General features: G+C 58.0%; 21 protein-coding genes and 2 pseudogenes. 5 read left to right on the top strand and 18 right to left on the bottom strand.

Annotation, left to right across the window (positions count from 1 at the left end):
* Nucleotides 1-503: 503 nt before the first annotated feature.
* Together ACFPM8_RS11060 and ACFPM8_RS11055 are read right to left on the bottom strand one after the other, a co-directional pair.
* On the bottom strand, nt 504-1,676 hold the full coding sequence (locus ACFPM8_RS11060) for a hypothetical protein (RefSeq protein ID WP_378997597.1): 1,173 nt from the start codon (nt 1,674-1,676) through the stop codon (nt 504-506).
* 369 nt (nt 1,677-2,045) lie between these two features.
* Entirely contained in the window at nt 2,046-3,131 is a 1,086-nt protein-coding gene (locus ACFPM8_RS11055; RefSeq protein WP_378997596.1) for a fatty acid desaturase, read from the bottom strand.
* Nucleotides 3,132-3,353: 222 nt separating this feature from the next.
* Here ACFPM8_RS11055 and fnr point away from each other — a divergent pair, with 222 nt between their 5' ends.
* Nucleotides 3,354-4,118, top strand: a complete 765-nt coding sequence (gene fnr / locus ACFPM8_RS11050; protein ID WP_378997595.1) for a fumarate/nitrate reduction transcriptional regulator Fnr — start codon at nt 3,354-3,356, stop codon at nt 4,116-4,118.
* 4 nt (nt 4,119-4,122) lie between these two features.
* On the opposite strand, the gene ACFPM8_RS11045 is transcribed toward fnr, so the two are convergent.
* The 14 genes and pseudogenes from ACFPM8_RS11045 to ACFPM8_RS10980 all read right to left on the bottom strand — a co-directional run.
* Complete coding sequence (locus tag ACFPM8_RS11045; protein ID WP_378997594.1) at nt 4,123-4,365, bottom strand: hypothetical protein; 243 nt, start codon at nt 4,363-4,365, stop codon at nt 4,123-4,125.
* Between the two features lie 13 nt (nt 4,366-4,378).
* Nucleotides 4,379-4,918, bottom strand: a complete 540-nt coding sequence (locus ACFPM8_RS11040) for a FixH family protein (protein ID WP_378997593.1) — start codon at nt 4,916-4,918, stop codon at nt 4,379-4,381.
* A gap of 16 nt (nt 4,919-4,934) precedes the next feature.
* Nucleotides 4,935-6,335, bottom strand: a complete 1,401-nt coding sequence (gene ccoG, locus ACFPM8_RS11035) for a cytochrome c oxidase accessory protein CcoG (protein ID WP_378997592.1) — start codon at nt 6,333-6,335, stop codon at nt 4,935-4,937.
* Between the two features lie 33 nt (nt 6,336-6,368).
* Complete coding sequence (ccoP, locus tag ACFPM8_RS11030) at nt 6,369-7,298, bottom strand: cytochrome-c oxidase, cbb3-type subunit III (RefSeq protein ID WP_378997591.1); 930 nt, start codon at nt 7,296-7,298, stop codon at nt 6,369-6,371.
* Complete coding sequence (locus ACFPM8_RS11025) at nt 7,291-7,491, bottom strand: cbb3-type cytochrome oxidase subunit 3 (RefSeq protein WP_378997590.1); 201 nt, start codon at nt 7,489-7,491, stop codon at nt 7,291-7,293. Before ACFPM8_RS11025 ends, ccoP begins: the two co-directional genes overlap by 8 nt.
* Before the next feature lie 2 nt (nt 7,492-7,493).
* Entirely contained in the window at nt 7,494-8,108 is a 615-nt protein-coding gene (gene ccoO, locus ACFPM8_RS11020) for a cytochrome-c oxidase, cbb3-type subunit II (RefSeq protein WP_378997589.1), read from the bottom strand.
* Nucleotides 8,109-8,146: 38 nt separating this feature from the next.
* The gene (ccoN, locus tag ACFPM8_RS11015) at nt 8,147-9,601 is read right to left on the bottom strand and encodes a cytochrome-c oxidase, cbb3-type subunit I (protein WP_378997588.1); all 1,455 of its coding nucleotides are present in this window, start codon (nt 9,599-9,601) and stop codon (nt 8,147-8,149) included.
* 107 nt (nt 9,602-9,708) lie between these two features.
* Complete coding sequence (gene pdxH, locus ACFPM8_RS11010) at nt 9,709-10,344, bottom strand: pyridoxamine 5'-phosphate oxidase (protein ID WP_378997712.1); 636 nt, start codon at nt 10,342-10,344, stop codon at nt 9,709-9,711.
* 88 nt (nt 10,345-10,432) lie between these two features.
* Nucleotides 10,433-10,606: a cbb3-type cytochrome oxidase assembly protein CcoS gene (gene ccoS, locus ACFPM8_RS11005; RefSeq protein WP_378997587.1), complete on the bottom strand. Its 174-nt coding sequence runs from the start codon at nt 10,604-10,606 to the stop codon at nt 10,433-10,435.
* 11 nt (nt 10,607-10,617) lie between these two features.
* Nucleotides 10,618-13,119, bottom strand: coding sequence for a heavy metal translocating P-type ATPase (locus ACFPM8_RS11000; protein ID WP_378997711.1), 2,502 nt, complete (start codon nt 13,117-13,119; stop codon nt 10,618-10,620).
* A 20-nt stretch (nt 13,120-13,139) separates the two neighbouring features.
* Nucleotides 13,140-13,943: a sulfite exporter TauE/SafE family protein gene (locus tag ACFPM8_RS10995; RefSeq protein WP_378997586.1), complete on the bottom strand. Its 804-nt coding sequence runs from the start codon at nt 13,941-13,943 to the stop codon at nt 13,140-13,142.
* Nucleotides 13,944-13,955: 12 nt separating this feature from the next.
* Nucleotides 13,956-15,374, bottom strand: coding sequence for an oxygen-independent coproporphyrinogen III oxidase (gene hemN, locus ACFPM8_RS10990; RefSeq protein WP_378997585.1), 1,419 nt, complete (start codon nt 15,372-15,374; stop codon nt 13,956-13,958).
* 118 nt (nt 15,375-15,492) lie between these two features.
* The gene (locus tag ACFPM8_RS10985; protein ID WP_378997584.1) at nt 15,493-16,293 is read right to left on the bottom strand and encodes an oxygen-binding di-iron domain-containing protein; all 801 of its coding nucleotides are present in this window, start codon (nt 16,291-16,293) and stop codon (nt 15,493-15,495) included.
* Nucleotides 16,294-16,451: 158 nt separating this feature from the next.
* Nucleotides 16,452-16,773 (bottom strand): annotated as a pseudogene (locus tag ACFPM8_RS10980) (type 2 periplasmic-binding domain-containing protein); the annotation flags it as partial.
* 348 nt (nt 16,774-17,121) lie between these two features.
* Here ACFPM8_RS10980 and ACFPM8_RS10975 point away from each other — a divergent pair.
* From ACFPM8_RS10975 to ACFPM8_RS10960, 4 genes and pseudogenes are all read left to right on the top strand, one after another.
* Nucleotides 17,122-17,485 (top strand): annotated as a pseudogene (locus tag ACFPM8_RS10975) (multicopper oxidase domain-containing protein); the annotation flags it as partial.
* The gene (locus tag ACFPM8_RS10970) at nt 17,468-18,361 is read left to right on the top strand and encodes a multicopper oxidase domain-containing protein (protein ID WP_378997710.1); all 894 of its coding nucleotides are present in this window, start codon (nt 17,468-17,470) and stop codon (nt 18,359-18,361) included. The pseudogene ACFPM8_RS10975 and the gene ACFPM8_RS10970, both read left to right, overlap by 18 nt.
* A gap of 60 nt (nt 18,362-18,421) precedes the next feature.
* Entirely contained in the window at nt 18,422-18,904 is a 483-nt protein-coding gene (locus tag ACFPM8_RS10965; protein WP_378997583.1) for a cupredoxin domain-containing protein, read from the top strand.
* Between the two features lie 167 nt (nt 18,905-19,071).
* Nucleotides 19,072-19,416: a copper-binding protein gene (locus ACFPM8_RS10960; RefSeq protein WP_378997582.1), complete on the top strand. Its 345-nt coding sequence runs from the start codon at nt 19,072-19,074 to the stop codon at nt 19,414-19,416.
* A 124-nt stretch (nt 19,417-19,540) separates the two neighbouring features.
* Here ACFPM8_RS10960 and ACFPM8_RS10955 read toward each other — a convergent pair whose 3' ends face one another.
* Together ACFPM8_RS10955 and ACFPM8_RS10950 are read right to left on the bottom strand one after the other, a co-directional pair.
* A complete protein-coding gene (locus ACFPM8_RS10955; protein ID WP_378997581.1) occupies nt 19,541-20,314 on the bottom strand; it encodes an alpha/beta fold hydrolase in 774 nt (257 codons plus the stop codon).
* Nucleotides 20,311-21,360 (bottom strand): M14 family zinc carboxypeptidase, encoded by a 1,050-nt coding sequence (locus ACFPM8_RS10950; RefSeq protein WP_378997580.1) that lies wholly within the window; start codon nt 21,358-21,360, stop codon nt 20,311-20,313. Before ACFPM8_RS10950 ends, ACFPM8_RS10955 begins: the two co-directional genes overlap by 4 nt.
* Nucleotides 21,361-21,384: the final 24 nt, after the last annotated feature.

The raw sequence follows: 21,384 nt of genomic DNA, 5'->3' as shown, positions 1-21,384 counted from the left end.
TCGGCAGGCACTGCGCAAATGTCCGCGGCTCGCCCGCCTGTTCGGGACAATGACTTGTGCAGCTTAGCAAAAGGCTTTGAAGGTGCGAACACTGCGCTGAACTTGCAGGACGATCCCGGTGTAGGCTTTGTGACGAAATACCTGGATCAATATTTGAATTTAAAAAGGAATCTCTCAGTATCGAACCCTGCACCTGCGAATTCTGTTCAAGGTACCGCAGTCGCGCCCGCAGATGGTACGCCAGAAGGAAAGTCGGCAGCAGATCGGCCAAGTGGCGATGACCTTCTCCATTGCGAAATCGATCACCGATACGCTGCCTGGACCGTGTGGCAGTCTGTGGATCTTGTGCGAGCTGCGGTTAGCCACAATCACAGCGGATATTCAGCGGATATTTCCAGTTGCGAAGCATATGGCCCTCAACGGGGCTTGTGATCATGCCGCCTCACACGGCCTACGCCTCGCCGTACCGCGCCCAAACTCTGCGGGACGGCGAGGCAGTGCTGCTACTGCTGCTGGGAAAGGCGCCAGCTTAGATAGTTGAACTCCGCATTTCCATCGAATTGACTGGGCTCGAAGTACAGGAATTCTCCATACTCATTCCATTGCGAGATGATGACGGGATACATGGTGGAGTCATAGGGAGAGATGTTCAGCCAGCGCATACGGAGGGACTCGCATACTTTATGGTTGTAGCTATACATGTCAGCCTTGGTTTTGCCAAAGCGGTCGGTAAAGCTCCAGCGATAACGGGGGCCGAACATGGATTTCAGCGACGTTTGCGCGTCCGGCGTGGGGCACCATGTGCCGTCGGTGGCGTAATCGCTGGTCAAGGGGTTAGGCACATCCAGGGGAGGGGCAATTTGTCCACTGACGTAGATGTTCGGGTATTGCATCAAGGACTGGGGATTGTTAAACGGAACCGCCAGATTGTCTAGCCAGAGAATATCCAGCTGCTGCCCCATCCAGCTCAAGAGATCCTGGCGTTGTTGGTCGGATAGCCCAGTGTTGCCGGGCAGCCCTTCAGTCATGATGACGATTTTGCCGTCCACGGTTTTCAGGCTGGTGGCATCGGTCATGGAGCGTACCCATGTGACCAGGCGCTGAAGTTTTGGCAGTACGTATTGCCCGCGACCGAGCTCGTTCTCGTGATCGTAATTGTTGATGGAGAAAAACGGCGCGACCTCAATCCCCTTCATCCAGGCAGCCCATCTCACCTGGGCGAACATTTCATCAGACCTCTTCCATCCGTCGCCACCGGAGCAGTTGTCCTGCCCTGCCCAGCTACCGTTCAGACAAGCGCCAAATTTTTTCTTGAGATTCAATGGCTTACTGGGGAAATCCGCTTCCTCAGGAGGCATGATCAATACGGCGATCGCGGTATTGGCGTTCAAGGATTTAATCTGTCCCATCTGGCGCAGCAAAATTTCCGGATTGCGCAGCAGATAGTTGTTAACCCCGCCTACTTGCGGCCAAGTGGGGTCGTAACCCTGTCCGCGAGCGGCCATCGCCACCTCGGGAAAACCAGCCCAGCCTCCGGCCTGATAGATCATCAGGTTCTTGATCTGCTTTCCATACGAAGAATTGATCTGCCCTTCGCCGGTGGTGGAAAGATTATTGTTCATCACGGTAGTGAAATCGGCCGCGTATGCGGGCAGCAGCGGCAAGGCCGCGAGCATGCCTGCGGCTCCTAGTCGCCGCAAGCGTTTCATGGATAGGTTCAAGCTGGACTCTCTCGGTTTGGATGACGGATTGAAAGGCGATTCAGGTTTGCTGCGATATCGCCTGCATGCCTCCGGCGCTTGTTTGCAAAGCTCAAGGTACGGGAGGGTGATATTATTTTAGCATGTTGATGCACGGCAATTAAAGTTTAACCAAAAAATCGAACGAGTGTTTCCAGTTTTGTGATTCTTTGCTCTCGACGCATCGCATAGCCAACAATTAATGCGATCAGATTTGCACCTCCTACGACGCGCGCCCTTCACTTCAAGACGCTATGTTTGTCATAGCGTTCACTGCGTGTCAGGCTTAGCGCATGGCGCGGCATATCAAGTCGCCATCGCCGGCTCGCTGCTCGGCCTGCCGTTGAAATCGGTCCAGCAATGCCGCTGGAAATCATACAACTTGCAACGCCGGGCGGTATCGAAGTACCAGCGCCATGAAAAGCGCTGGATTACGATACGTTGCGGCAGCATGGCTTCGAGTATCTGCTGGGCCTGCCGCAATCGATATAGCGGAATACTCATGTCGACGTGGTGCGCGGTGTGCTCCATGATGTGATGCAACAATGAGCCGATACCATAACGAAAGCTCAGATGGACGGTGGTCGAGACGAATGGCTGCGCTGCGGCCCAGGCGGTTTTTTCATCGTGCCAGGCGACATCGATATGCGTGTGATGGACATAGACGACGAAGCCGATCATTGCATTCCAGAACAGCAACGGCATGACGAAACCGGCCAGCAAGGTGAGCCAGGCCGATTGCTCCGTGACGATCGCAGCCGCACTCAACGCGCCGCTCCAGCTGATGGCGGCCACCGTTACCAGCACGCCGTCCCAGAAAAATACCGGTCGCCTGCTTGGCATCCGGCGACGGCTAGGAAAGTACATGCGCAGCCACCACATTTCGATCAGGTAATACAGCCAGGAACCGCAGCCGCTGCGATAAACGCGTTCCAGACGCTGGCGCCAGCGCGGTAGCGCCCGGAACTCGTCCAGGGAGTAAGGCTGCCAGACGAAATCGACGCCCTTCAGGTTGGTATAGCCGTGATGCACGACGTTATGGCCGACATCCCAGAGGCTGTATGGCGTCAGCGACGGCAGAAAAACCAGACGGCCGAGCCAGCGGTTGAGACGCCGATGCGGCGTGAAATTCTGATGGCAGGCATCGTGACCGAGAATAAACAACCGGCCGATGATGAACCCTGCGATCAGGCCGGACAATAATTTCGCAGCAATGTTCTGCAAGCAGACGGTGGCCGATATCGCCAGTCCGAACAGGATCAGGTCAAGCGCCACCAGCGCCAGGGCACGACTGGTGCTGCGTTGCGTAACCGGTAACAACCAGGAGCGAATCACTTTGCGATGCGGCATTGGCGCCGATGGCGGCACCGGGTCGGGCAGATGTAAGGACATGATCAGGCAAACCTTTGACGGAAACAAAACATCGTCCGATGTTAGGGCAAGGCAAGATGGGATATCTTGACCTCGATCAAAGAGTTGCCGGATTTTTTAATATAAACACAGGCTCTGCCTGGATGAAAAAAGTGCCGTTTCTGTTTTGTACGCCCCTGATTTTTAATGTAAATTAAGCCGATTTCCTCAATGCCATCCTAAAAACAAGAAATTAATAATGATATGAATCAACCGCTTCCCTATATCCCGTCGTCAGTTGTCAACGTCAGCGCCCTGAAAGCAAGCTGTACCGGGTGCAGCATGCATCAGCTGTGTCTTCCGATGGGCCTGGACGATGCGGACATCAATCGGCTTGACCAGATTATCGGACGCCGGCGGCGCGTATTGCGCGACGAAAACCTGTACCGGATGGAAGATCCTTTCAGGAATCTGTATGCCATTCGCTTTGGACACTTCAAGACCTATCAGCTCGATCAAAACGGGGAGCAGCAGATCACCGGTTTCCAGATGGCTGGCGAGTTGCTGGGAATGGATGCCATCAGCGCTGATCGCCATCATTGCGAAGCCATGGCGCTGGAAGATAGCGAGGTATGCGAAATCCCTTTTCAGCGATTGGAAGAATTGTTCAGCCACATCCCGGCGCTGCTGCATCATTTCCACCGCATCATGAGCCAGGAAATCACGCGCGAGCAGAATGTGATGCTCTTGCTCGGAAACATGCGTGCAGAGCAGCGTTTTGCGGTCTTTCTGGTCAATTTGTCTGCGCGTTATGCAGCGCGCGGCTATTCTCCCACCAGCTTCCAGTTGCGGATGTCGCGCGAAGATATCGGCAATTACCTGGGGCTGACCATCGAGAGCATCAGCCGGTTGCTGTCGCGCTTCAAGAAACAAGGCTGGCTTAAGGTCGATAAGCGGGAGGTGCAACTGCTTGATCCGGCAATGTTGAAAGCACTGGCGGCCGGCACGGAAAACTGCGGCTCAACGTAACGTTTCAATCTCGGCACGGCGGGCGCTCATTCGGCGCTTTGGCCAGATGGTACGTCAGCATGCTGGCCATCGCGCAACATGTCCAGAAGAAGAAAAAGCCGATGGTGTAACAGGCCATCGGCGGCAATTCATGCAGGCCATCGATACGCAGCCAGTCGCGCGGATCGAACAGCGAAAAAAAGCAGCCTTCCGCGAGGGCCGCCGCCAGGAAAGACGGCCATAGGATGCTGATCGTCAGTCGCAACATGGTCCCTCCTCTTTCAGTCGGCCGGCGGCAAATCGGCCTGGATGTCGACCGTCTGCTGCTGCGGCCATGTCCATGCGCCGGTAAGACGCCAGTCACGCTGCTCACTCTCCACCACGACCTGCCAGCGCGCCCTTTCCAGTATCGGCAAGGCGACGCTGAATTCACCATGCCGGTCGAGCTGTGCGGCAAGCTTGAGGTCTTTCTCCGGCTGGGTGGCATGAGCCAGGTGGATGCTGATTTTTCCGCCGATCGGCTTGCCGAAGCCCAGCAGCGTGCCATTCAGCTTTTCGGCGGCGGCGTCGTAGCGGGCATCGAACGACAAGCCCAGCGAAGCCGCAATGCGGTCGCGGTGCAAATCCTGATTGATGGCCTGCCCCTGCTTGTAGTAGTCGTCCACCACCATCGCATCGGGCTTCGCAAATGCCAGCCAGCCGGTATACACGGCTGCCAGCATGACCATACAGGGCCCCAGCATCAGAAGCCACGGCCAGACCTGCGCATACCAGGGTCGCGCACTGTTTATCCGATCGATTAAGGGAGGTACGGTATGCACGGCATTCTCCTTGACTCTATTTGGGTATAAAAAATACGGCCTTCTCACTTACCTGCAACTGCGCATCGTCCAGCGCCTTCAGCTCGAACACGATCGGGTTCGATCCCGGTTTGCCTTTTCCATGATCGATGCGCACGCGAACCGGCATCGCGCGCGATGCGGCGCCGTCCAGGATGACCTCGTCCGGCGTAGCCAGCGCGATCGATTCGATCCCTGATACGGCAATCTTGTAACGGTGCGATATTTCGGCGGTATTCATGATCTGCAGCCGATATACATTTTCGATCATCCCGTCTTCGACCTCCCGCCCCATCGATCCACGGTCGCGCATGACGTCTAGCTTGAGCGGCGTGCGCATGATCAGCGCGCCAAGGAAAACCGTCACGATCACCAGCAGCAAACCAATATAGAGCAGTACCGGCGGACGCAACACGCGCTGCCACAACTGTCCCGCAGACAAATGGCCGGCCATCGCATGCTCGGTTGAATAACGGATCAGGCCGGGCGGCGCATTGATCTTCGCCATGACCGAATTGCATGCATCGACGCAGGCAGCACAACCGATACATTCGTACTGCAAGCCATTGCGGATATCGATGCCGGTGGGGCAAACCTGCACGCACATTGAGCAGTCGATGCAGGCACCCGACGGCGCGGTTGCGGCGCCCTCTTTTCTGGTGCGCGCGCCGCGCGGCTCACCGCGCACATTGTCGTAGGTGATGATCAGCGTGCCCTTGTCGAACATCGAACTCTGGAAGCGCGCATAGGGGCACATGTATTTGCACACCTGCTCCCGCATCCAGCCGGCATTGCCATAAGTCGCAAACGCGTAGAACAGGACCCAGAACCATTCCCACGGGCCAGGCGTCATGTCTGTCAATTCATGCAATAACGTTTGCGCCGGCGTGAAGTAAGCGACAAAAGTAAATCCGGTCCACAAGGCTACGCTAGCCCAAACCGTATGCTTGGCAGTTTTCTTTGCAAGTTTTTCAAGCGACCAGGGCTGCTTGTCGAGACGGATGCGCGCACCGCGAGGCCCTTCGATCCTGCGTTCGATCCACATGAATATTTCTGTATACACCGTTTGCGGGCAGGCGAATCCGCACCAGACCCGCCCAGCTACTGCGGTAACCAGAAACAATGAATAGGCACAGATGATCAACAGCGCCGCAAGATAGATGAAATCCTGCGGCCACAATACGACGCCGAAAATATAGAACTTGCGTGCAACCAGATCGAACAGCACGGCCTGGCGCCCGTTCCAGGACAGCCACGGCAAGCCATAGAACGCCAGTTGCGTCAGCCACACGCATAGCCAGCGCAATCCGGCGTAGCGGCCTTTTGCCTCGCGCGGATAAATCTCTGCGCGCGCAGCGTACATCTTGATGGTGGAGACCTTGGGCGCGACGTTATTCATGGAACTCACAGCAGAGCCGGGGAAAGATGCATGTCATTGTTGCGGCAGGCTCGATTTTTCATTCGACAAACTCCATACATATGCGGCAAGCACATGCACCTTCGCTTCGCCCAGAAAATCCTGGAAAGCAGGCATGGTGTTATTGCGGCCTTTACGGATGGTTTCCATGATGGTCTCGACGCCGCCGCCGTACAGCCAGATCTTGTCGCTCAGGTTCGGCGCACCGATGGCCTGATTGCCGGTACCGCCGGGACCATGACAGCCCATGCATGCCCCGAACTTGGATTTGCCGAAGATTGCCTTGATCGGATCGTGCGTCGATCCGGACAGGCTCAACACGTAGTTCGCGACGTTTTCCACATCCGTGTCCGAACCGAGCGCCGCCGCCATGGACGGCATCCGGCCGTTGCGTCCGTGCAGGATCGTGGTCTTGATCACATCCGGATCGCCGCCATACAGCCAGTCCTTGTCGGTCAGATTAGGAAAACCTTTGCTGCCACGCGCATCCGAACCGTGACATTGGGCGCAGTAGGTCAAGAAAAGACGCTCGCCGATCGCATGTGCCTGTGGGTCGGCTGCGACCGCCTTCAAATCCTGCTGCAAATATCTGGCGAACAGCGGACCGTAATCGCTATCGGCTTTGCGCAACTCTTGCTGGTAGACGCTGCTCGATTTCCAGCCCAGCTTGCCGGCATAGGCGCCCAACCCCGGGTACAGCAGCAGGTAAGCCAGACCAAACACAATGGAGATGTAAAACATACACATCCACCAGCGCGGCATCGGCGTATTCAGCTCTGTCAGATCGTCATCCCACACATGACCCGTGGTGCCGGTCTGGCAACCCGGCTCAACCGGCCCCTTTACAGTCGATTGCGACCATAGCAACAGGCCGCACCCGACAATGCCGAGCAGCGTCAATACCGCGATATAGATGTTCCAGAAACTGTTGGTGAAATCAGCCATGATGCTTCTCCGGATTCGGCAAGCCGGCGTCATCGGCGCCACTGGTGTCATCGACAAACGGCAACTGCGCGGCGATATCGAAATCGGCATTGCGCCGACTGCTGAATGCCCACCAGAGAATGCCGATGAACGTGATAAAACTGACGACGGTCATGATGGCGGAAGCGTCAGTTAACAAATGTGCGATTGCCATGGTTAATTCCGTGCCTTGATCAAGATACCCAGTCCTTGCAAATACGCAATCAGCGCGTCTTGCTCGGTCTTGTCCGCCAGGGCTGCGGACGCCTGTGCGATGTCATCCTCTGAATAAGGAACGGAGAGCCGCTGCAGTGCGCGCATTTTTGGCACGATCTCGTCCGGATTCAATTTGGTGGCGGCCAGCCATGGGTAGCCCGGCATGTTCGACTCCGGCACCAGATCGCGCGGATTGTTCAGATGCGCGCGGTGCCATTCGTCGCTGTAGCGGCCGCCGACACGGGCCAGGTCCGGACCGGTGCGCTTGGAACCCCATTGGAAAGGCCGGTCGTAGACGAATTCGCCTGCAACCGAATAATGTCCGTAGCGCTCGGTTTCGGCGCGGAACGGACGGATCATTTGCGAATGGCAGTTGTAGCAGCCTTCACGCACGTAGATATCCCGACCCGCCAGCCGCAACGGTGAATAAGGCTTCAATCCGGCAATCGGCTCGGTGGTCGATTTCTGGAAAAACAGCGGCACGATTTCGACTAAGCCGCCGACGCTGACTACCAGCAGCACCAGTGAAATCAGGAGCCACGGATATTTTTCTATCCATTCATGTGAAAATTTCATGTCAATACTCCAAACTCAAATCAGGTCAGGCGCGGCAATCAGCTGCGTGCGGCCACTGCGGCCGGCGCGGCAGGCACGGTCCTTAACGTCGGGATTCGCCCGTCTGCCGGAACGCTATCGCGCATCGTCATGAAGGTGTTGTATGCCATCACCAGCATCCCGCTCAGATACAGCAAGCCGCCGCTGAAGCGGATCACATAGTAGGGATACGTCGCTTTGACGCCTTCGGCGAAGGTATATGTCAGCGTGCCGTCGGCATTGACCGCACGCCACATCAGGCCCTGCATCACCCCGGCGATCCACATCGAAGCGATGTACAGCACGACGCCGATCGTCGCAACCCAGAAATGGGTATCGATCAGATGTATGCTCCACATCTCTTTTTTGCCCGCCAGACGGGGAATCAAGTAATAGAGCGAGCCTATCGTAATGAAACCGACCCAGCCCAGCGCGCCGGAATGGACGTGAGCGATGCCCCAGTCCGTGTAATGCGACAAAGAATTGATGGTCTTGATCGACATCATCGACCCTTCGAAGGTTGCCATGCCGTAGAACGACAGGGACACGATCAGGAATTTCAGAATCGGGTCGGAACGCAGCTTGTGCCATGCGCCCGACAGGGTCATGACCCCGTTGATCATGCCGCCCCAGGATGGCGCCAGCAGGATCAGCGAGAACACCATGCCGATCGACTGCGTCCAGTCCGGCAACGCTGTGTAATGCAGATGGTGCGGCCCGGCCCACATGTAAGTGAAGATCAGCGCCCAGAAATGAACGATCGATAAGCGGTAGGAATAGATCGGACGCTCTGCCTGTTTCGGGATGAAGTAATACACCATGCCCAGATAACCGGCGGTCAGGATGAAACCGACCGCGTTGTGCCCATACCACCACTGGATCATGGCATCCTGCACGCCGGAGTAGGCCGAATACGATTTCCATGGCAACGCCGGCATGCTGGCGCCATTGACAATATGTAGCAGCGCGACGGCGATGATGTAGCCGCCGAAAAACCAGTTCGCTACGTAGATATGCTGGACCTTGCGCCTGACCAAAGTGCCGAAGAAAACCACCGCATACACGATCCAGACCATGGCAATCAGAATCGTGATCGGCCATTCCAGTTCGGCGTATTCTTTCCCGCGCGTCAGTCCCATTGGCAGCGTGATCGCCGCCGCGACCAGCACCGCTTGCCAGCCCCAGAAGGTAAAAGCAGCCAGCTTGTCCGAAAACAGCCGTACCTGGCAGGTGCGCTGCACGACGTAATAAGAAGTTGCGAACAGACCGCATATGCCGAATGCAAAGATGACGGCGTTGGTATGCAAGGGCCGCAGACGCCCGTAGGTCAGCCACGGTATATCGAAATTGAGTTCCGGCCATGCCAGCTGCGCGGCGATGAAGACGCCAACCAGCATGCCCACCACTCCCCACACTACGGTCGCGATCGTAAACTGCCTGACGATCTTGTAGTTGTAGTTCAACTCTGTGTCCACAAATGCTCTCCCCGAATTACGACGATGACATGGAGAGAATAAAAGCCTGAGCACTTAAAAACCTTGATGTGAATCAAATTAACCGACATCAACACAGATTCTTACGCTTACGGTTGCAAGCGTTGGCGTTGCCACTGGCCATCCGGCTCCGGCGTATATCGAATGCGGTCGTGCATGCGCGAGCTGCGGCCTTGCCAGAACTCCATGCAATCCGGGATCAGGCGATAGCCGCCCCAATACTCGGGACGCGGCGGCCGTTCGCCGTATTTCCGTGCGGCTGCGACGAAGTTCGTCTCCAGTATCTGACGGCTCGACACAGGGCGGCTTTGCCGGGATGTGATTGCGCCAAGGCGGTTATTTAGCGGTCTGCTCTGAAAATAAGCGTCGCTTTCTGCGGCGCAAACGCGTTCGACCCGTCCCTCGATGCGTACCTGGCGCTCCAGCTCTACCCAATGAAACAAGAGGGCAGCATACGGATGGCAATGCAGTTCCTCGCCCTTGCGGCTTTCATAGTTGGTATACCAGGTGAATCCGCGACGGTCGAACTCCTTGATCAAAAGGATGCGGGAAGATGGACGGCCGTTTGCACCCACGGTGGCGACGCTCATCGCGTTCGGCTCGGGCAGTTGCGATTGCAATGCCTCGTCGAACCATCTGGCAAATTGCACAAACGGATCGGGTGCTGTGTCCAGTTCGGACAAACTGGCGTGGCTATAGTCTTTACGAAGCAGAGCGATCGACATGTTGTTCAGTCGTTCCTGGATGCAGTGAGTGGACATGGCTTTTGGTGGCTTCCTGTGAGTAAAAATGCCGAAGGCATTTATTGGGTTATCAATCTGGACGGATTTCTTCTGTCGTATCGATGCGGTCATCGTCAAGCAAGATCCGTAATGCCGGGCCGACCATATCGTCGAATTGCCCGCTGTCGGACATCCTGAAAAACACCCAGACTGCAATGAATACGATGCCGACGCTAAGCGGAATGAGTAGAAAGAGCGCTTCCATATCGATCTGCCCTACCCGCTTTGCAGCGTCTTGTTGACATTGCTGCATACAACCGGCGACACGTCGGCGTTTGCTTGTGCATGAGGCATGCGCCGCAGACGCAATGCATTGACGACCACCAGCGCCGAACTGAGCGACATGCCGATTCCCGATAGCCACGGATTGAGCAGGCCGATTGCTGCCGCTGGTATGGCCAGCAGGTTATACAGCGTCGCCCACGCCAGATTCTGGCGAATAATGGCGATTGTCCGCGCTGCCGTTACGGCGACCTCGCATAGCGACGACAGACGGCCGGACAGCAGCACGCAATCCGCATGCATCTGCGCCAGAGCTGCGCCGCTGCCCATGGCAAACGACACGTCGGCTGCGCGCAATACCGCCGCGTCATTGATGCCGTCTCCCACCATGGCGACAATGGCGCCGTCACGTTGCAGACCTTGCACGAATGCGAGCTTCTGATCAGGCAGGTATTGACCAAGCGCAGTGCCGATACCCAATTCGTCGGCAACCCGCTGCGCGACCGTTTGCTCATCGCCGCTTAACAGGATGACGGTTTTTCCTCCCGCCTGGAATTGCCGGACTGTCTGGAGCGCATCGCAGCGCAAACCGTCGGCCAGATCGAAGCGTGCCAGCCAGCCGGCGCCGCTGCCAAGGTAGAGCACCGTCCCGCCTTGCGATCCTTGCGATGCCTCTTGCGGCAGCGGGCAGCCGGTCAATGCCCGGACGAATGGGGCGCAACCCAGCCGGTAGCGTATGCCATCGACCGTGCCTTCCAGTCCCTGACCGGCAAGCTCCTGCACCTCGCATGCCGTCAGCGGCGGCGCAGCGCAATCTTCCGCCGCCGCCACGATCGGCACGGCCAACGGATGCGCGCTGGATGTCTCCAGCGCCGCAGCGACCAGCAGGCACTGCGCCCGCGGCGTCGCCCCCAGGGTTTCGGCGTTTCGTAGCAATGGTTTGCCGGCGGTGAGCGTACCGGTCTTGTCAAAGATGACGTGGGTGGCGCGATGCAGGGTCTCCAACACATGCGGCTGCGCAATCAGTACGCCTTGCCGTAGCAAACGTTCGGTAGCGGCAGCCAGCGCGGTGGGCGTCGCCAGCGACAATGCACAAGGACAAGACACCACCAGCACTGCAATCGCAATCGGCCACGCCCGCGATGGATCGAGGTAATGCCATACGACAAAAACCGCCGCTGCGAGCAGTAGCAGGATCGCGACGAACCATGTGGCCACCAGGTCTGCCCACAGCGCCAGTTGCGGCTTGCCCTGCCCTGCGCGCTCAATCAGTTTCACCATGAGCGACAAGGTGCTGTCGGCCGCGGCCCGGGTGACGCGCATAACGATCGCTTGCGTCGCATTGCCCGCGCCGCCGGGCAGACTGTCACCGACGAACTTGCGCTGCGTCCGGCTCTCTCCTGTCAGCAGGGCGAGATCGATCTCGGTATCGCCTTCAAGAATAACGCCGTCGGCAGCAACCGCCGCTCCCGGCTTGACCAGAATGACATCGCCCTCGCGCAAGCGGGCAGCCGCGGTCAACTCGATATCGCGACGAGCGGGATAGCCGGGCATGCGCAATGCCGACACCGGCAATGCATGCTGCAGACTTTCCAGTGCCGCAGCCGCCTTGCGCCGCGCCGCCAGTTCCAGATAGCGACTGCCCAGCAACAGAAAGATGAACATCGTGACCGAATCGAAATACACGTCGCCATGGCCACGCCAGGTGGCAGCCAGGCTGGCGGCAAAAGCCGCCGCAATGCCGAGCGCCACCGGTATATCCATACCTGGCATACGCTGCTTCAGGTTGATCCATGCTCCCCGGAAGAACGGCTGCGCCGAATACGCCATCGCAGGCAAAGTCAGCAACAGGCTCGCCCATCGCATCAGCTGCGTCATGTCGGCGTCCATTGTGCCGTCGTTGGCCAGGTATGCCGGGAGCGCATACATCATTACTTGCATCATGGACAATCCGGCGATGAACAACTGGCGAAACAGCGTTTTGCGCGCCTGCTCCAGCTGCTCGCCATGCCTGAGCGGGTCGAAAGGATAAGCGGCATAGCCGATCGCGCGCATCGCCTGCAGAATGTCGCTCGGTTTGCAGAGCTCTCGCGTCCAGCGCACGCGGAGTCGTCCGGTGGCGGCGTTCATATCAGCTTTTTGCACGCCGGGCATGCGCGCCAGTCGTCGTTCTATCAGCCAGACGCAAGCCGCGCAACGGATATTCTCGACCGAAAACGCAGCCTCGCAGCTGTACGCATCGACGTCGGCCGACGTTGCGATGCCGTCGCTATCGTATAGCAGGAGCTCCACTGGAATCAGATCATCTTGCCCTGTCGCGGCAGAGAAACCCATGCGGGTGCTGTAATAATCGCCGAAACCGTTATCGACGATGTTTTGCGCAACCGCCCGGCACCCAGGACAACACATCGGCCGCATGACGCCATCGATGGCAACCAGCCAGCCCGTGTTGGCAGGCACCGGCAAACCGCAATGAAAGCAGGTCGACTGAGCCATGCCGGCGGACGAGGATGCGCTCACGGATGCGCTCCTGTCGATAGCGCTGGCGTCGGCGTCACGCATACCACGTCCAGCCAGTTCGAGTGTATGCCGTCAGCTACACGTATCAGGCCCAGCACACCGAAGCCCAGCACCACCAAGCCGCTTATGAAACGTACCGAGCGTCGCTGCAGCCAGCTTCTCAGGCAGGCGCCAAGCATGCCCATCATCAATAAAACCGGCAAGGTCCCCAGCCCGAAAATCAGCATCACGGCCGCCCCTGACAGAGCGGAACCGCTCAGCATCGCTGTCAGCAGCACGCTGTATACCATGCCGCATGGCAGCCATCCCCAAAGTCCGCCTAAGGCCAGCATCTTTAGCGGACTGTCCAGCGGCATTAGATGTTTCGTCAAAGGCTGGATCCGTCGCCATAGGGTTTGACCGGCTGCCTCTATCCTGGACAGTCCGCGCCACGCATCCATCAGATATAGCCCCAGCGTCGCCAGCATCAGATTGGCGAGCCAATAGCCGATCATCTGCACAACGGACGCGCTCGCCAACGTGCGTACACCGCCGACGATGCCGCCGGCTATCGCACCGGCCGTGGCGTAGCTGGCGATCCGCCCCGCGTTGTATTCGATCACGCGTAACAAGCTATCGACCGTGCCGGCTTCTGCTATCGGTCCAGCCCGGACCACGACCGCCACCGGAAATTTCCGCGCCGCCGGCGTCATCGAGAATGCACTCACGATGCCGCCGCACATGCCGACGCAATGCACGCTGCCGAGCAGGCCGACCATAAAAATCGGTAACAGGTTGACGCCGGGGATAGGGCCTGTCATGTGCGCTGTCCGTCAAATGGTTTTGGAATAACGCACCCGATCCGGCGTGGCATGCAGATAGCGATCAAATACCATGCATATATTGCGAATGAGCAGCCGCCCCTTTAGAGTCACGCTGATCCAGTCGGCATCGATCGTCAGCAAGCCGTCCTGGGTGAGCGCCTGTAACTTTTCCATCTCAGGCGCAAAGTATTCTGCAAATGTGACCGGATAAGCCAGCTCGATCGATGGCACCGATAGTTCAAAATTGCACATCAGCGTCTGGATAATGACGCGCCGTAATGCGTCATCCATATTCAACTTGATGCCGCGCACAACCGGCAATTGATTATTGTCGAGATGATCGTAATACGCCTCAAGCGTCTTGACGTTTTGACTGTAGGTCGCGGCTACCGCGCTGATCGCCGATACGCCGCACGACACCAGATCCGATTCTGCATGGGTCGAATACCCCTGGAAATTGCGATGCAGGCGCCCCTGTCGCTGCGCCACCGCGAGATCGTCGCCCGGCCTGGCAAAGTGGTCCATGCCAATATACACATACCCCGCGTCGGTCAGCCGCCCGATGCACAGAGACAGCATGTCGAGCTTTACCTCGCTGCCAGGCAGATCCTGCTCCGCAATGCGCCGTTGCGGCTTGAACAGGTGCGGCAGGTGCGCATAGTTATAGATGGCGATGCGGTCCGGGCTGGCCTTTATGACCTTCGTCAGCGTCTGCGCCATGGTGATGACGTTTTGTTTTGGCAAGCCATAGATCAGGTCGATGCTCACCGAGCGAAAATGCGCATCGCGCGCCGCATCGATGATTTTGACCGTCTCGTCCTCCGGCTGAATCCGGTTGACTGCCTGCTGCACATCCGGATCGAAGTCCTGCACGCCCAGGCTGATGCGGTTGAATCCCTGTTCGCGCAGGCGCCGCACGCGCGCGCCGGAAACTGTGCGCGGATCGATTTCGATCGAGTATTCCCCCACATCGTCGGCCGCAAACTGGAACCAGCGCCGCAGCTGCGCCATCAGATCGGCCATTTGCGCATCGGATAGATAGGTCGGCGTCCCGCCGCCGAGGTGCAACTGCTCGACATGATTCATGCCGACGAACAGCTGGCCCTGCATTTCGATTTCCCGTTTCAGATAGCTCAGGTAGATAGCCGCTTTATCGCGGTTTTTGGTGACGATCTTGTTGCACGCGCAGTAATAGCAGACCGTGTCGCAAAAGGGGATATGCAGGTACAGCGATAACGGCTTCCTGTTGCCCCGCGTGCGCAAACCAGCGACAGCTTGCAGGTAGTCGCGATAGCCGAATGCTTCGGTAAACCGATCCGCGGTCGGATAGGACGTGTAGCGCGGCCCGGCATGGTCTAGCTTGCGAATCAGTTTGACATCGAATTCGACCGACGCGGCTTGTAATGCCGGTTTTGCAGATACCACCATTATTTCTCCCCTGCTGCTGGCCGCCCCAAGAGTTGGAACATGACCTGATCAGCATCGAGTGTATGGTTCTGCGTTCGCCAATATCTTGACTTACATCAAAAGTCGCGCGAATCCATCGTCACAAACTACCGATCGGCTGCATCCAGTTGTCTGGCAAACTGTAGTGCCGCTCGGTCAACAGATCGATCCCGCAGCTAAGCTGCTCTACCCAGGCAATGAAGCGGGCAACCATTTCCCGCCCCTTGAACATGCGCCCGTGCTGCGGCACGATGCACTCGATATCGAGTTGCCTGACCATGGCGGCCCATAGACGACATGCGCGATTGCCGCTCATGTAGCGGCGGTGAAATGTCGACATCGTCGATAAATGCGCAGAAAAATCCGTTACCGGTTCAGCAGCGTCGGCATTGCTGACCATCGATGCGCCGAGGTCGCCAGAGAACAGAATCTTGCTGATCGGGTCGTAGAACTGGAAATTGCCTTCCGAGTGCAGGAAATGCGCCGGCAAAGCCAGAACATCGCCATGACCGAGCGGGATGCGGAATCCCTCATCCGGAATGGCTATGATCCGGCCGGATGTCTTGCCGGCGGGGCAAAAGTGCGGAATAAAGCGCGACCAGAGTTTTGATATGACGACTTGACATTCCGAACCGGTCAGCCAGCGGCCGAGCGAGGCGACAATGTCGGGATCGGCATGCGACGCCAGAATATACTTGAGTTCTTTGGGCGGGAAAAACCGGCTAAGAGCAATAAACAGTTCGTTGTAGGTCATATGCCCGCCGGGATCGATTAGCGCGCCATGACCGTGATCGGCGATAAAGAACTGGTTGGTTTGCACAACCTCCCCCTCATCCTCCTCTACCAGATCTGAAAACACCAGACACACATGATGACCATCGTTAAAGAGTTCCGTTGCCATTGTTCTACCGAATGAAATGAATGAATGGCGGAGCCTAACGCACGCATTGAGTGTTGCCATTGATATACATCAAAGAAGTGAGCGAACTCCAGAGGAATCAAGAGGATCAGGTCGATTTCTGCTGTTTTTCAGCTCTTTCCCTGCCGCACCCCTTTTTCTCACGCAAAAGAATCGCTGCGTTGTTCCGCGCAAATATCCCGTACGCACCCGCGCAGCCAGCGATGCGCGGGATCGGCATGCAGCCGTGGATGCCAGAGCAAGGAAACCGTAATCTCCGGCACAGGAACCGGAAGCGGGAAACTATGCATTCCTGCACGCAGGTTGCCGGTATGTCGTTCGGGAACACTGGCGATCAGATCGGAGGCCAGGGCCAGCGCATTAGAAAATGCCGCCAACGATCGTCACGATATTCCGTTCCAGATGCAACGATTTCAACGTTTCATCAATCGGCCCCTTGTCGAGTCCCCGCCGGGAAACGAGGGTAGTCACGTCGTATCAAATAGGCGCTCAAGGAAGCGCAATTTCATACACTCATGTCAGCATATTTAATTTAGGCTCAGTTTGAGGACGTTATCCAGCGTGACCAAAATAGCTGAATTGTTGCCTTCATAAAGCGCGAAAACTGTTACTTACTATAAGTTGTTTAAAAACAATCAGTTACGAGATTTAACTGTTAGTAAGTATTCTTAAGGTTTGAGTCATTTATCACGACGCGCTTTTTTACAAGGCTCGGCACTGGCGGTGGCCAGCAGCGCCGTCAGCCGGGTCGGCGCCGCCTCGCTGCCGGAGGCGGTGAGCCAGGCCAGCACCGGCACCCAGCCGCCATTGATGCCGCCCACCGGCCGCCCGTATCAGCCGGTAGTCACCTTGAACGGCTGGAGCCTGCCGTGGCGCATGAACCAGGGGGTCAAGGAATTCCACCTGGTGGCCGAACCGGTGCTGCGTGAAATCGCGCCCGGCATGAAAGCCAATCTGTGGGGCTATAACGGCCAGAGCCCGGGACCGACGATAGAAGTGGTGGAAGGCGACCGGGTACGGATTTTCGTCACCAACAAATTGCCGGAGCAAACCTCGGTGCATTGGCATGGACGGCGTCACCGGCCTGACCCAGCCGGGGATCAAGCCGGGCAAGACCTTCGTCTATGAATTCGTGGCCCGTCGCGCCGGCACCTTCATGTACCACCCGCATGCGGATGAAATGGTGCAAATGGCGATGGGCATGATGGGTTTCTGGATCATCCATCCTAAGGACCCGGCGGCGATGCGGGTCGAGCGCGACTTCGTGTTCTTGTTGAATGCCTATGCGATCGAACCCGGCAGCGCCACGCCGCGTGTCAACGAGATGACCGACTTCAACCTGTGGACCTTCAACAGCCGCGCCTTCCCCGGCATCGACCCGCTGGTGGTGCGGCAGCATGACCGGGGCCGGATCCGGGTCGGCAACCTGAGCATGACCAATCATCCTATCCATATGCACGGCCACGAATTTGTGGTGGTCGGCACCGACGGCGGCTGGCCCCCGCCCGCCTCGCGCTGGCCGGAAGTGAGTGTCGATATCGCGGTCGGCCAGATGCGGGCGATCGAGTTCGACGCCAGCGAACCCGGCGACTGGGCGCTGCACTGCCACAAGTCGCATCACACGATGAACCCGATGGCACACGAAGTGCCGACCATGATAGGCGTCGATCAAAGTTCGGTGCTGAGAAAAATCAACAAGCTGATTCCCGACTACATGGTGATGGGCGACAAAGGCGGCTCCATGGGCGAGATGGAAATGGCATTGCCGGACAACACGCTGCCCATGATGGGCGGCCAAGGCCCGTATGGCTCGATGGAGATGGGTGGCATGTTCAGCATGGTCAAGGTGCGGGCCGGTCTGGCGCGCAACGATTACCGCGACCCCGGCTGGTACCGGGCGCCTGCCGGCAGCGTCGCCTACGAATGGCAGGGGCCGGCGGCGGCGATGCCGCCTGCCAGTCAGGCGCCCGCTCAGAATCCGGCGGGCTCCGGCAACGCTGGTGAAAGCGTGGTCAATGTCGTCAAGCCAACAGCACACCATCATTCGTAAACGGTATATTTCTTTGCGGCAAACTCAACCCTTAGTTATCAACGACAAAAGGAACAACACATGAAAAACACGATCGCCATTTTTACCTTGCTGATCAGTCTCTTGTCCGCCGCCAATATGACCCACGCCGATGCCGGACATCACCATGACGCCGGCGCAAGCGCGCTGTCCGGCGAACCCGGCCTGGCCGCCGATGTCAGCCGCACCGTCAGGATAGCGATGACCGACAACATGCGCTTTACCCCGGCCAGTGTGACGGTCAGGCAAGGCGAAACCGTCCGATTCGAAGTCGTCAACAGCGGCCAGCTGAAACATGAAATGGTGCTCGGCAGCGCGGCCGAACTGGCGGAACACGCCGCCCTGATGCGCAAAATCCCCGAAATGGAGCATGCCGATGCCAATCAGGTGACGCTGGAACCCGGTAAAAGCGCGACCTTGATCTGGAAATTCAGCCAGGCCGCCAAGCTCGAATTTGCCTGTTTGGAACCCGGTCACTACGAAGCCGGCATGAGGGGCCGGGTGGCGGTCATTGCTGCACATTGATTGCCGTCCGGACAGACTATTTATTCTCAACATTACGTAACGAGCTGTAAAAAAACGGTACTTTTTTGGGACGGTATTGGACCATGTGTTTCTTTTCAATCACATAGGAAGCGATACCGTCCAGATACCAGCCTATTTAATCACTTAGTTTGAAAGGAATCAGCCCCATGAAATATCTTCAATTACTCGCGATCCTGGGTACCTTGTTAATCGGCTTGCCGGCGAGCAGCATGGCCGCCAACGGCGCCGTCGAAACCCAAATCACACCGGAAGACAAGACTGCACTGCCGCTGGTGAACGGCGAGATCCGCAAAGTCGACGCAAGCAGCGGCAAGATCACCATCAAACACGACGAAATCCCCAACTTCGGCATGCCGGCCATGACGATGCTGTTCAAAGCCGGCGATCCGGCCATGCTGGATCAGTTCAAGGCCGGCGACAAGGTCAAGTTTTCAGTCAACAAGGTCGGCGGCGCGCTGACTATCGTGAGCCTGGAGCTGGTCGACCTGTAAGGCACCTCGGAAAAACTACTGCAGGGTTTGGCAAGCCCGCCAATCTCGGGGCTGCGATGCTCACCGTATCACCGTACGGCTGTAGGTGTTGCAACATCGTCCCCCGACCTTGGGCCGCCGCTCGCTACGGTTTTTCGAGCTGCCCTGTAGCACCAGTTAGCCAGTCGCGCACCTGCTGCGCCACCCAGTGCGCATCGTCCAGCGGCAAATCATGGCCGGCGCCGGGATGCATGGCGAAAGCGGTTTGCCAGCGACTGGCCAACTGTTGCGAGCAGCGCGCATCCACCAATTTATCCTGGGCACCGGCGAGCACCAGCATCGGCGTGACCGGCGGTGTCGCCGGTGCCCGATAGCGGATGGCGGCGCTCAATTGACGCAGCGCATTGCGGCGCGAGACTGGGTATTCGCGCCTGTAAGCAACCCAGGCATCGACAATCGCCCACTGGGCATCGCCGCGGCAACTGGTCAGGCGCAAGATCAAGCGTTCCTGCCGCTCCTGATCCAGCGGCATCAGGCCCAACTTGCATACGTCCAGGTAATTGTGCGGACGCAAGCGGCGGTAAAACGGATTGAGCGGACGCAGGCTGGTATTGATCAGGACGCAAGCGCTCAGTTCTTGCGGATAAGCGGTAGCCCATGCCACCGCCACCATCGCCCCCAGCGACAACGCCAGCACGTGATACGGCGGCGCGATGCCGCGTGCGCGCAACTCCTGGCGGCAGTATTGCGCCATCTGTTCCACCCGCATCGGGCTGGGCATCCGGTGCAGCGGACCGTTGCCGGGCAGATCCAGCGACACCACCCTGGCATCGGCGATGGCCGCGCCCAGCACGCTGGGAAAATCGCCCCAATGGCGGGCCTCCCGCATCAAGCCGCGCAACAAGACCCAGGTGCTCACCGCGACGCTCCGCGCAATTCTTTTCGCAGTTCTTCTGGGTACCAGCGGGAATAAGCCCGCTGCTGATGCTGACCGCACGCATCGCCTTGCGGCAGCCAGCGTTGATAGCCGCACGCGGCGCGCACCAGGAAGTCGAACCAGATCAAATGGCTGCGCAGCACTCTTTGCAGACGATGGCCGGGCAAGGGATTAAAGAAACCCTGACGCGAAAATAACTGGCGCGGATTTTTTTTAAGCCAGAGCCACGATCCCATTTCCAGCGTCAGCGGTAAAAACACGCGCGGGCCGCCCGCAGCCACGCCCAGATACAGGTAGTCCCACAGGTCGCCGTGGGTCAGGTACTGACGGCTTTGCGGTTCGAAAATGTAGTTGTGATGGGGATAGGTTTGCTCGAACAAATATTCCAGCGCGCTGATATAGGGCAGGTGCGAAATCGGCACCGCGGTGTACGCATGGGGAAACCAGATGCGGTCGCGCAAACCGAAGCCGGAATGGCAGTCCAGCGCCAGGCTGAAGTCGCGCGCCAACAACTCTTCCCGGACGATACGGCAAACCGCCTGGTTTTCGATTTCCATCGGGCCGCCGGCGCTGCCGCGATACCACGGCAGACGCGCGCTGATGCGCTGTCCGCCCAGCAAAAAAGGCACTTTGTCGCTGGCGTCGATCGGCGCGTTGCGCATCAGGTCGACGCCATGCGTATTGCAGCGGGTGCCCTGCCACATGCCACCCGGATTGACCAGCGGCATGAACACCAGGCGCACCAAGCTCAGTTGCTGGTGCAGCACATCGTCCCAGCGCAAGCGCATCAATAAGCTGTGCAGAAACACCAGCAGCACCTGGGTGCCGATCCGTTCCAAGCCATGCACGCCGCCGAAAAAACCCACCGCCGGCGCAGCCGGCCCCGGGTTCCCCAGCGCCAGCGCATACACCGGAAGACGCTGGCCGCCGGCGGCGATTTCGCACACTGTCCGCACTTCGAGCTGCGGCCCGCCGGACGCGATGATGCGCTCCAGTTCAATCAGTTCGGGCAGTTTGCAGCTGGTCATGGCAGTGCTGAGGAGTGATTGCGA

It is taken from the genome of Paraherbaspirillum soli (assembly GCF_042654985.1).
GTDB lineage: Bacteria > Pseudomonadota > Gammaproteobacteria > Burkholderiales > Burkholderiaceae_D > Paraherbaspirillum > Paraherbaspirillum soli.
The sequence above is the reverse complement of the archived record's forward strand: the minus strand, read 5'-3'. Positions and strand labels throughout refer to the sequence as shown.